Annotated in this window: 9 protein-coding genes; 8 read left to right on the top strand and 1 reads right to left on the bottom strand. The window is 68.8% G+C overall.

The window, feature by feature from the left end; all coding sequences use genetic code 11:
• Positions 1-191: 191 nt before the first annotated feature.
• Positions 192-962: a class II aldolase/adducin family protein gene (locus tag AAG895_RS09805; RefSeq protein ID WP_345791834.1), complete on the top strand. Its 771-nt coding sequence runs from the start codon at positions 192-194 to the stop codon at positions 960-962.
• Positions 963-990: 28 nt separating this feature from the next.
• A complete protein-coding gene (locus AAG895_RS09810) occupies positions 991-1,917 on the top strand; it encodes a TauD/TfdA family dioxygenase (protein ID WP_345791835.1) in 927 nt (308 codons plus the stop codon).
• 46 nt (positions 1,918-1,963) lie between these two features.
• On the opposite strand, the gene AAG895_RS09815 is transcribed toward AAG895_RS09810, so the two are convergent.
• Complete coding sequence (locus AAG895_RS09815; RefSeq protein WP_345791836.1) at positions 1,964-2,722, bottom strand: TetR/AcrR family transcriptional regulator; 759 nt, start codon at positions 2,720-2,722, stop codon at positions 1,964-1,966.
• A 276-nt stretch (positions 2,723-2,998) separates the two neighbouring features.
• Between AAG895_RS09815 and AAG895_RS09820 the strand changes: the two genes are divergently transcribed.
• From AAG895_RS09820 to AAG895_RS09845, 6 genes are all read left to right on the top strand, one after another.
• Positions 2,999-4,207 carry an acetyl-CoA C-acetyltransferase gene (locus tag AAG895_RS09820; RefSeq protein WP_345791837.1) on the top strand — a complete coding sequence of 403 codons (1,209 nt, stop codon included), beginning with the start codon at positions 2,999-3,001 and terminating at the stop codon, positions 4,205-4,207.
• Between the two features lie 33 nt (positions 4,208-4,240).
• Positions 4,241-6,424, top strand: coding sequence for a 3-hydroxyacyl-CoA dehydrogenase NAD-binding domain-containing protein (locus AAG895_RS09825; protein ID WP_345791838.1), 2,184 nt, complete (start codon positions 4,241-4,243; stop codon positions 6,422-6,424).
• A gap of 76 nt (positions 6,425-6,500) precedes the next feature.
• Positions 6,501-7,601 (top strand): acyl-CoA dehydrogenase family protein, encoded by a 1,101-nt coding sequence (locus AAG895_RS09830; protein WP_345791839.1) that lies wholly within the window; start codon positions 6,501-6,503, stop codon positions 7,599-7,601.
• Between the two features lie 15 nt (positions 7,602-7,616).
• Positions 7,617-8,846: an acyl-CoA dehydrogenase family protein gene (locus tag AAG895_RS09835; protein ID WP_345791840.1), complete on the top strand. Its 1,230-nt coding sequence runs from the start codon at positions 7,617-7,619 to the stop codon at positions 8,844-8,846.
• Positions 8,847-8,871: 25 nt separating this feature from the next.
• Complete coding sequence (locus AAG895_RS09840; protein WP_345791841.1) at positions 8,872-10,044, top strand: CoA transferase; 1,173 nt, start codon at positions 8,872-8,874, stop codon at positions 10,042-10,044.
• 73 nt (positions 10,045-10,117) lie between these two features.
• Positions 10,118-11,743, top strand: a complete 1,626-nt coding sequence (locus tag AAG895_RS09845) for an AMP-binding protein (protein ID WP_345791842.1) — start codon at positions 10,118-10,120, stop codon at positions 11,741-11,743.
• Positions 11,744-11,800: the final 57 nt, after the last annotated feature.

Here is an 11,800-nt window from a genome sequence, read left to right on the forward strand (position 1 = left end):
GCCGCGGCCCATGCGTACACGCCAGAGGAAGCGCTCGGCACGCCTGGTGCCATTCACAGGCCGGAGGAAGTATAGCCATGCCACTTCATCATGGCCGCTTCGGACAGTTTCCCGTCCGCTTCGGCCAGAGCAGCCGGACACCGTCTCCTTAACATTGAGCGAGGCCAAACAGCCCAACAAGGAGACCCCGAATGCTGAAAACCGATGGCGTGAACCGCCTGTTATTCGAGAAGTTCGCCGTCAACCCGGGCGAGCGCCCACTGCTTCCCCCCTTGAGTCCGAAGGCGCAGCTTGCGCTGATGTGCCGCATGCTCAGCCGCGAGGGCTGGAACGAACATATCGCCGGGCACATCACGGTGCGTCAGCCCGACGGCACCGTGCTCACGAACCCCTGGGGGCTCGCCTGGGACGAGCTGCGCGCCAGCGACATCGTGACGATCGACGAAGACGGCAAGGTCCTCGACAGCCAGTGGAACACGACGCCCGCCATCGGTCTGCACCTGCAGCTCCACAAGCTCCGCCCCGAGATCAACGTGGTCATCCACAACCATGCTCACTGGAGCGGCATCTGGGCGAACCTGAAGCAGGTCCCCCCGGTGCATGACCAGGCCGGCGCCTACTGCGGCGTGCATCTGCCGCTGTACGACGAATATGCAGGAACCTTCGAGAAGACCGACCTGAGCCAGTCAGCCGCCATGGCACTGGGCGACGCGAAGTGGGCGCTGCTCGCAAATCACGGCGCCCTCGTGGTGGGCAAGGATCTGAGGCAGGCGCACCTGAGGGTGATCACGCTCGAATGGCGCTGTAAGCGCGCCTACGAGGTAAAGCTGGCCGGCGGTGCGCCCGGCTTGCCTGACGAGGTCGTCGAACGCCTGAGCATCACCGACGCAAACGGTTTCCCGTTCTGCTGGGAAGCCATGGCGCGCCGCGAGCTCCGCGCCGACCCGTCCATCCTGGAATGACAGCCCACGACTCCGCACAGGCAAGGCCATGGCACTGATCACAAAACCCCTCGAAAACGTTGGCGTCGAAGTTTCCGGCTTCGACATCAATGAACCTTACAGCCCCGAACTCCAGGAGGAACTCAAATCGCTGTGGTACGAACACGGCATCCTGCTGTTCCGCGGTCAGGACATCACGCCCGACAGCCAGATCCGTTTCAGCCGCATCTTCGGCACGCTGGCCCTGCATCCCCTCAAGGCGACGCGTTCGGAGAAGCACCCCGAGCTGTTCGAGCTCATCAACAACAGCGACAAGGACAAGTACGTCACCGCGAGCTACAAGGGCGAGACCATCGTCGGTCGTCTCGACTGGCATATCGATCTCCACTACACCGGCTGTCCGAATCACGGCGCCGTGCTCACCGCCGTCGAGGTCGCGAAGGAAGACGGACTGACTGGATTCGGCGATCTGGCCAAGGCCTACGACGCACTGGACGAGGACACGAAGGCCCTGCTCGCCAAGCTCGAGGTTGCCTACAGCTTCAGCATGCAGCGCCGCCACATGCGATTCGTGGACCTCGAGGGCTACGAACCGGGCCCGTTCAGCCCAAGGAAGCCTTCGGACATGAAGTTCCCCGACTTCCCGGACGCGGTGTACCCCGCGGTGCTCACCCATCCGGTCAGTGGGCGCAAGGTTCTGAACATCGTCGAGCAGTTCCTGGATCGCGTCATCACGCCACAGCGCTTCGGCATCTCGAATGACGAATCCATCGAACTGCTGGAACGGCTGGTGGCCCACACGAAGAAGCCGGAGTTCATCTACTACCACCCATGGCGTCAGGGCGACATGGTGCTCTGGGACAACTGGCGGGCGATGCACTGCGCGACCGGTACCAAGCCCGGCGTGCGTCGCGTCATCAACCGCACGACGATCGAGGGGAAGCACCAGCTGGGCCGCCCACTCACGGCGGAGTGACCTGGCTCCAGCGCGCAGGGTGCTGTCCAGCGCGCGCAAATGACCATCAGGGGCTGGCGGTAACGCCACCGTCGTGCCCCGCCCCCTCCTCCAGCCTGGCATCGGTCATCGCGCGGGCGATACGCACCAGCATTGGTACCAGCGAGGGCGAATCGAGCAGCTCGGGGCGCTCCTCGACCAGCGTGGCGAGCAGGATGCGCATGCCGCGCACGAGCATGAAGGCCGCGAGCTCGGTGTCGGCCTCGCCGACCGCGTCCGCGTGCTGGTGCAGCAGGCGTGCCATGTTGGCGACCAACTGCTCGGAGGTGCAGTCCCCGCGCCCGAGCCCCTGCGCGCGACCGAACTGCATCTGGCGGGCATAGCGCCGATAGAAGTCCTTGCCGAGTGAGAACAGCCGCTTCTCGGTGTGCACCGTGCGGTGGAACAGCGCCTGCAGCAGCTCGTCCAGCGACTGCCGGTGCAGGCGGAAGAGCTCGGGCGAGGCTGCCACCGAGGCCTCGTCCATGATCCGCTTGCTGATCTCGATCAGGATCGCTTCCTTGTTCGGGAAGTACTGGTACAGCGCCCCCACCGAGACGCCGGCGCGCGCGGCCACGTTGCGCGTGGTGACGGCCTCGACGCCTTGCGTGCGCAGGAGCTCGTCCGCCGCGCCGACGATCGCCTCGAGCGTGAATCGCGCGCGCGCCTGCGTGGGCTGGGCGCGCGCCGGCTCGGCCGCGCGCGGCTCGCGTGTGCCCGCCCTGCCCGCGGCGCGGGCCTTGCCCCGGCGTGAAGCGGGGGCGTCCTTGGGTGTTGCCTTGTCCATTCGACCTCCTGCCGGCCCTCGTGCCGGCGCGCTCGGAGCACGCGCAAAACCGGATTTTGTTCGGTTTCGTGCAATGCAAAAAACAGTTTTCTTTTCAGCGAGATAGACATCATAAACCGACGCCGTTCGGTTTACTGCTCATCTTTTCTCGGGTGCGCCGCGCTTCCCCTAGGATTGCCCTTGCCAAGCCGCCCAATGGCGCCCCGGCACCGTTCTGCGGCCCATGTCCGCAGCACGACGGGCGGTCCCGATCATTGCAATCACCCAAGGACAGTCATGACCGACGTCTTCATCTACGACCATGTGCGCAGCCCGCGCGGCAAGGGCAAGGCCGACGGCGCGCTCGCCGAGATCACCCCCGTTCAACTCGCCGCGCAGATGCTGCAGGCGGTGCGCGACCGCAACCAGCTCGACAGCCGGCTGATCGAGGACGTGCTCCTCGGCTGCGTGGTGCCGGTGGGCGAACAGGGCGGCAACATCGCCCGCGTCGCCGCGCTGGTGGCCGGATTCGACCACGGCGTGCCCGGCATGCAGCTCAACCGCTACTGCGGCTCGGGCCTGGAGGCGGTGAACTTTGCCGCCGCCAAGGTGGGCTCGGGCCAGGTCGACATGGCGATCGGCGGTGGTGTGGAGAGCATGTCGCGCGTGCCGATGGGCAGCGACGGCGGCGCCATGGCGCTCGACCCGCAGGTCGCCTTCAAGATGGTTTTCACCATGCAGGGCGTCAGTGCCGACCTGCTCGCCTCGCTGCATGGCTTCACCCGCGAACAGTGCGACGCCTATGCGGTGGAGAGCCAGCGCCGTGCCGCCCAGGCCTGGGCGAACGGCTGGTTCGACCGCTCGGTGGTGCCGGTCAAGGACGTGCTCGGCCTGCCGGTGCTGGCGAAGGACGAGGCAATCCGCCCCGAGACCACGCTGGAATCACTCGCCGCGCTCAAGCCCGCCTTCCTCGACATGGGCACGCAGTACGGCTTCGACGGCGTCGCGCTGCTCAAGTACCCGCAGCTCGAAGCCATCACCCACATGCACCACGCCGGCAACAGCTCGGGCATCGTCGATGGCGCCGCCGCGGTGCTGGTGGGCAATGCCGAAGCCGGCAAGCGCGCCGGCCTCAAGCCGCGCGCGCGCATCCGCTCGGTCGCCACCGTCGGTTCCGAGCCGACGCTGATGCTCGACGCCCCCAGCTACGCCGCGCAGAAGGCGCTGAAGAAGGCCGGCATGACCGCCTCCGACATCGGCCTGTGGGAGCTCAACGAAGCCTTCTCCTCGGTCGTGCTGTGCCTGATGGAGCGCCTCAAGGTCCCCCACGACCGCATCAACGTCAACGGCGGCGCCATCGCCATGGGCCATCCGCTGGGCGCCACCGGCGCCATGATCCTCGGCACCCTGCTCGACGAGATGGAGCGCCGCCAGGTCGGCACCGGCCTGGTCACGCTGTGCGAGGCCGCCGGCATGGGCACCGCCACCATCATCGAGCTCGTCTGAGCGCCACCGGACCACATCAAGGAATCGACCGACATGACTGAAGTCATCCACATCACGGTGGACGCCGACGGCATCGCCACCCTGCTCTTCGATCGCAGCGACAGCGCGATGAACACCATGGACACGAAGTTCATGGCCGAGATCGAGGCCGCGATCGAGCGCCTCGCCACCGACAACGCCATCAAGGGCGCCATCTTCACTTCGGGCAAGCCGGTGTTCGCCGCCGGCGCCGACCTCAAGGAGATGGAAGCCAACCTCGACAAGGCGGACGAAATCCCGGTGGCCGAGCGCCTGAAGATGAACGCCTCGCTGTCGAAGCTGCTGCGCAGCATGGAGACCTGCGGCAAGCCGGTGGCCTGCGCCATCAACGGCACGGCGCTGGGCGGCGGCACCGAGATCGCGCTCGCCTGCCACTACCGCGTGGTGTCCGACGCCCGCGGCATCCAGCTCGGCCTGCCCGAAGTGCAGGTCGGCCTGCTGCCCGGCGGCGGCGGCACCCAGCGCGTATCGCGCCTGATCGGCATCCAGGCGGCGATGCCGGTGGTGATGGAAGGCCAGGCCCTGTCCGCCGAGAAGGCGCTGAAGATGGGGCTGGTGCACAAGGTCGTGCCTGCCGGCGAGCTGCTCGCCGAGGCGAAGCGCTGGCTCGTCGAGCAAGGCGACCCGGTGCAGCCCTGGGACAAGAAGGGTTTCAAGGTGCCCGGCGGCGCCGGCCCGTCCGCCCCCGCGGTCGCGCAGATGCTCGTGGTCAGCAACGCCATGCTGCAGGCCAAGACCTTCCACAACCTGCCGGCACCCAAGGCCATCCTGTCCTGCCTGTACGAGGGCCCGCAGCTGCCGATGGACAAGGCGCTCGAGGTCGAGGCCAAGTACTTCACCCTGCTCCAGCTCGACCCGGTGTCGCGCAACATGATCCGCACGCTCTTCATCAACAAGGGCAAGGCGGACAAGCTGATGCACCGCCCCGAGGGCGTGCCGAAGACGACTTTCCGCAAGATCGGCGTGGTCGGCGCCGGCCTGATGGGCGCGGGCATCGCCTACCACTGCGCCAAGCTCGGCATCGAGACGGTGCTGATCGACCGCGACCAGGCCGCCGCCGACAAGGGCAAGGCGTACTCCAGCAAGCGGCTCGAGAAGGACATCGCCAAGAGCCGCATGACGCAGGACAAGGCCGACGCCATCCTCGCCCGCATCCACCCCACCACCGAGTACGCCGGCCTGGCCGACGTCGAGCTGGTGGTGGAGGCGGTGTTCGAGGACCGCGGCCTCAAGGCCGAGATCACGCGCAAGCTCGACGCGGTGCTGCCGCCGCACGCGGTGATCGCCTCCAACACCTCCGGCCTGCCGATCAGCGAACTCGCCGAAGCCGGCGCCCACCCCGAGAACTTCATCGGCATGCACTTCTTCTCGCCGGTGGAGCGCATGCCGCTGGTCGAGGTCATCCGTGGCCGCAAGACCTCGCCCGCGACGCTGGCACGCGCGCTCGACCTGGTGCAGGCGATGAAGAAGACGCCGATCGTGGTCAATGACGGTCCGGGCTTCTTCACCAGCCGCTTCATCGGCGCCTACATCAACGAGAGCCTGGCGATGGTCACCGAGGGCGTGAATCCGGCGCTGATCGAGAACGCGGCGAAGATGGCCGGCATCCCGGTCGGCCCGCTCACCGTGTCCGACGAGATTGGTCTCGATACCGCCTACCACGCCAGCCAGCAGCGCAAGAAGGACGAGGGCGAGGCCTTCAAGCCGACGCCCACCTTCAAGTTGGTGGAAAAGCTCGTCGGCGAGCTCGGCCGCCACGGCCGCAAGAACGGCAAGGGCTTCTTCGAGTACGCCGCGGACGGCAGCAAGAAGCTGTGGTCCGGCCTCGCCGAACTGTTCCCGCCGCTCGCCGAGCAGCCCAGCGTCGAGGAGGTGAAGGCGCGCATGCTCTACGCCCAGCTCGTCGATGCCGCCAAGGCGATGGCCGAGGGCGTGGTGATCGACCCCGCCGACGGCGACGTGGGCTCCATCCTCGGCGTCGGCTTCCCGGCCTACCTCGGCGGCCCGTTCTCGATGATGGACACGATCGGGCTCGACAAGGTGGTGGCCGAGTGCGACCGCCTGGCCGCGCGCTACGGCGCGCAGTACGCCGCACCGCAGCTGCTGCGTGACATGGCGGCCCGCGGACAGCGCTTCTACGGCGCGAACCGGGTCCTCCCGCCGGCCGCCGTGCGCTGACCGGCCCCACCCCACGAAACCCGCATCCGCCGCCGCCTCTCCAGGGAGCCGGCGGCGGCTTGCCAAGGAGTAAAGCGTGAACTTCGATTTTTCCGACGATCAGCGCCTGCTGCAGGACGCAGTGCGCACCATGCTCGCCGACACCAGCACCTCGCAGGCGGTGCGCGAGGTGCTCGAGGGCCGGGCGAGCCATTCCGAAGCCGTCTGGCGCAACCTGATCGAGATGGGGGCGGCCGCTGCCGCCATCCCCGAGCAATACGGCGGCGCCGGACTGGGCTACCTGGAACTGTGCCTGGTTGCCGAGGAAGCCGGCCGCCACCTTGCCGCCGTGCCCCTCTCGTCCAGCTTCTATCTGGCAGCCGAGGCCATCTTGCGCGCCGGCAGCGAGGCGCAGAAGCAGCACTGGCTGCCGAAGATCGCCAGCGGCGAGCTCGTCGCCACCGCCGCGCTCGGCAGCCGCGAGCGCTATCGCGCCCCGGCCCCGCTCGCCTTCGACGGCACGACCCTCACCGGCACCAGCCCGGCGCTGGTCGACGGCGGTATCGCCGGGCTGGCGGTGCTGCGGGTGGCCGACGAGCTGGTGCTGGTCGACCTCGCCGGCACCGGTGTGAGCCGCACGCCCGTGCCCACGCTCGACCCCACCCGCCCGCTCACCGCGCTCCACTTCGATCGCACGCCTGCCGAGCGCCTGCCGGCCGCCGACGCTGCCACCAATGCTGCCACCGTCGCCGCCCGCGTGCTCGACGGCGCCGCGGTACTGCTCGCCTTCGAGCAGGTGGGCGGCGCCGCCCGCATCCTGGAGGCGACGCGCGACTACTCGCTCGAGCGCAAGGCCTTCGGCCGCCAGATCGGCAGCTTCCAGGCCCTCAAGCACAAGATGGCCGAGATCTACACCGCGATCGAGCTCGCCCGGGTGCACGCCTACTACGGCGCCTGGGCGCTGTCCTCCGACGCGCCCGAGCTGCCCAGGGCCGCCGCCGCCGCGCGTGTGGCCGCCACCCGCGCCTATGTGGTCGCCGCCGAGGAAGGCATCGAGCTGCACGGCGGCATCGGCTTCACCTGGGAGATGGACTGCCATCTCCACTACCGCCGCGCCCGCCACCTCGGCCAGCTCATCGGCAGCGAACACGCCTGGCGCGCACGCCTGGCGGACGAACTCATCAAGGAGGCCGCGTAAGCGGAACACGCCCACATGGACTTCAGAGACACCCCCGAAGAAGCCGCCTTCCGCGCCGAAGTGCGCGCCTGGCTGGAAGCCAACGGCCAGAAACGCAGCCGCCCCGACGAGGTCTTTGGCGAAGGCCTGAACGACGCCGCGCGGCTCGCCGCCGCCAAGGCCTGGCAGGCCAAGAAGGCCGCTGCCGGCTATGCCGCCATCACCTGGCCGAAGGCGGCCGGCGGCCGCGGCGGCACCGCCATGCAGCAGGTGATCTACCAGCAGGAGGAAGCCGCCTTCGTGGTGCCGGGCATGATCTTCGAGATCAGCATCGGCATGGGCCTGCCCACGGTGATGACCTGGGCCGCGCCCGAGCTCAAGGCCCGCTTCCTGCGCCCCGGCCTTGCCGGCGGGGAGATCTGGTGCCAGCTCTTCTCCGAGCCCGGCGCCGGCTCGGACACCGGCGGCGTGCGCACGCGCGCGGTGCGCGACGGCGACGACTGGATCGTCAACGGCCAGAAGGTATGGACCTCGGGCGCCCACTTCTGCGACTACGGCATCCTGCTCACGCGCAGCGACTGGGACAAGCCCAAGCAGGAAGGCCTGACGATGTTCATCGTCGACATGAAGGCCCCCGGCGTCGAGGTCCGCCCGATCCACCAGATGTCGGGCGACTCGGAATTCAACGAGGTCTTCTTCACCGACGTGCGCATCCCCGACGCGTACCGCCTCGGCCCCGAATGCGGCGGCTGGAAGGTGATGCTGAGCACCCTGATGCAGGAGCGCCTGTCGGTCGGCGGCAACCTGCCCACCGACCTGCACGAGCATCTCATCGCGCTGGCGCAGAAGTGCGCGTGGGATGAGCGTCCGGCGATCGAGGACGACCGCGTGCGCGCCCACATCGCCGACGCCTACCTGCAGCAGAAAGGCGTCGAGCTCGTCATCGCCCGCGGCCTCACCGCGATTTCCAAGGGCAAGGCGCCCGGCCCCGAGATGTCGATCACCAAGCTGGTCGCCGGCAAGGCGATGCAGGACATCGCGGCCTTCGCGCTCGAACTCGCCGGCCCCGAGGGCATGATCGGCCACGAGGCCCTGGGCGGGGACTGGCGCTACATGCAGCGGCTGTGGCTGGGTTCGCCCGGCGCGCGCATGGGCGGTGGCACCGACGAGATCCTGAAGAACGTGATCGCCGAGCGCGTGCTCGGCCTGCCCGGCGAGATCCGCAGCGACCGCAAGGTCCCGTTCCGCGACCTCGAACGCAGCTGAAGCCCCTCAAGCAGGAGACAAGACGATGGCAAGCAAACCTCTGAGTGGCGTGAAGGTGCTCGACTTCACCCAGCTGCTGCCCGGGCCGATGTGCACCCTGCATCTGGCCGACATGGGCGCGGACGTGATCAAGATCGAGCCGCCCGGCGGCGAAGCCGCGCGTGGCCCGGCCGGCACGCCGATCTCGCACTTCTTTCTCGCGGTGAACCGCAACAAGCGCTCGCTGGCGATCAACCTGCGCGCGCCCGGCGCCCGCGAGCTCATCCATGCGCTGGCCAAGGACGCCGACATCGTCGTCGAGGGCTTCCGCCCCGGCGTGATGAGTCGGCTCGGCATCGGCTATGACGACCTCAAGGCGATCAACCCGAAGCTGGTGTATTGCGCGATCAGCGGCTACGGCCAGGACGGCCCGCTTGCTGAACTCGGCGGCCACGACATCAACTACCAGAGCTACGCCGGCATCCTCGAGCAGAGCGCAGCGCCCGGTGGCACGCCGCATCCGGGCAACTTCCCGATCGCCGATCTGGCCGGTGGCGCGCTGTCGGCGGCGATGGCGATCCTCGCCGCGCTGTTCGACGCGCAGCGCAGCGGCCAGGGCCGCTTCATCGACGTGTCGATGACCGACTGCGCGATGGCGCTCAACGTGCAACCGCTCGCCAGCCTGCACAGCTGGAAGCAGCCGGTGCCCGCCGGCCACGACACCTTGTCGGGCGGGCTGCCCTGTTACGGCACCTACGAGACCGCCGATGGCCGCCATCTGGCGGTCGGGGCACTGGAGCCCAAGTTCTGGCAGGCCTTCTGCACGGCCGCCGGTTGTCCCGAGCTGAGCAAGAGTGGCTGGGCGGCGGGCAAGGCCGGCGCCGCAGTCAAGGCCCAGGTCGCGGACATCATCAAGGCGCGCAGCCTGGCGGAATGGACCGCGGTGCTCGCCGGCGTGGACGCCTGCGTGAGCCCGGTGCTGCGCATCGACGAGGTGCTCGACCATCCCTTGACCCGCGCACGCGGCATGACGGTGGACACGCCGCTGCCCGATGGCGGCAGCGCGCCCTACTTCGCCTTCCCGGTGAAGATGAGCGACTACGTCTTCAGCCTCGACCGTCCGCCGCCCGCCGCCGGCGAGCACAACGAGGCGGTGCTGCGCGCGCTCGGCCACGGCGATGACGCCATCGCAGCGCTCAAAGCCGCCGGTGCGATCTGAGCACGCCGCTGCCGTCCGGGGCACGCTGGCGCCGATCGGGACGATCACACGACAACCACACGACGGAGACATCATGAACCCACGCACCTTCAGCCTCGCGGACCTGTTCGCGATCACCGCCGAGACCGTACCCGAGCGCGACGCGCTGGTCATCGGCGACACCCGCCGCAGTTACCGCCAGATGGCCGAGCGCGTCGACAGCCTCGCCGCCTGGCTGCACGCCCAGGGCATCGGCCCGGGCGACGTCGTCGGTCTGCAGATGTACAACTCGGCCGAATACCTCGAGGCCTTCCTCGCCGCCTGCCGCGTGCGCGCGGTGCCGGCCAACATCAACTACCGCTACGTCGCCGACGAGCTGCGCTACATCTACGACAACGCCGGCATCAAGGCGCTGTTCTACAGCGCCGAGCTCGAGCCCGCCGTCGCCGAGGTGCTCGACGCGGCGCCCGGGCTGAAGGTGAAGGTACGTACCGGCGGCGGCGCGCCCGCGCTGGCCGGCGCCACCGCGTACGAGCACGCGCGGATGGACGACACCCGCGCCCTGCAGGACGTCCGCTGCAGCGACGATGACCTCTCCCTGCTCTACACCGGCGGCACCACCGGCAAGCCCAAGGGCGTGATGTGGCCGCACAAGGACCTCTTCTTCGGCTGCCTCGGCGGCGGCGGCTTCTACGCCCCGGCCGACGGTCCGGTGACCACCCCGGAACAGCTCGCCGACCGCATCCGCAAGGCGCACCCGCTGCGCTTCATGCCGGTCGCGCCGCTGATGCATGGCGCCGCACACTGGGCCACCATGGTGTCGCTGTTCGCCGGCCACACCGTGGTGCTCAACGACCAGCACCACTTCAACGCCGAGCATGTGCTCGACATCGCCGCGACCGAGAAGCTGAACGGCATCACCCTCGTCGGCGACGCCATGGCGCTGCCCATCCTCGACGCCCTGAAGGCCCACCCGGGGCGCTGGGACCTGTCCGCGCTGTTCCTGTTCGGCAACGGCGGCGCCGTGATGTCGGCCCACGTCAAGGAGGCCCTCAAGCCCTTCCTGCCGGCGAACGTCTACTTCAGCGACGGCATGGGCTCGTCCGAGGGCGGCCAGCTCGGCATGGGCGCCAAGCCGGTCGAAGGCGGCATGATCAAGATCGCGGCGCGCCCGGACCTCGCCGTCGTGGTCGAGGGCAAGCGCATCGCCGCGCCGGGCGAGTCTGGCATCCTTGCCCGCAGCGGCTACCTGCCGCTCGGCTACTACCGTGATCCGGCCAAGACCGCCGAGACCTTCGTCACCATCGACGGCACGCGCTACGCGATCACCGGCGATGCCGCCCGGCGCGACGAGGACGGCTCGATCGTGATCTTCGGCCGCGGCAACAACTGCATCAACACCGGCGGCGAGAAGGTGTTCCCGGAAGAGGTCGAGGAGGTCCTGCGCATGAGCCCGCAGATCCTCGACGCCGTCGTCGTCGGCCTGTCCGACCCGCGCTGGGGGCAGAAGGTGACGGCGGTGGTGTCGGTGCGACCGGGGATGACGCTCGACCTCGATGCGCTCAAGGCGCTGTGCCACGCGCACCTGGCCGGCTACAAGGTGCCCAAGGAGATCGTGACCGTACCGGAGGTGCTGCGCTCGGCCGCGGGCAAGGCGAACTACGTGTGGGCGAAGGAAGTGGCGCAGAGCGCACTGGCCTCGGCTGCCCAAGCCGGGTGAGCGGGAGGCGGGGCCGGCCAGGGGATCGGCCCCGCCGCGCAGGACGCCCTTGCTGAG

Origin of the sequence: Thauera sp. JM12B12, assembly GCF_039614725.1 — a bacterium.
Taxonomy (GTDB): domain Bacteria; phylum Pseudomonadota; class Gammaproteobacteria; order Burkholderiales; family Rhodocyclaceae; genus Thauera.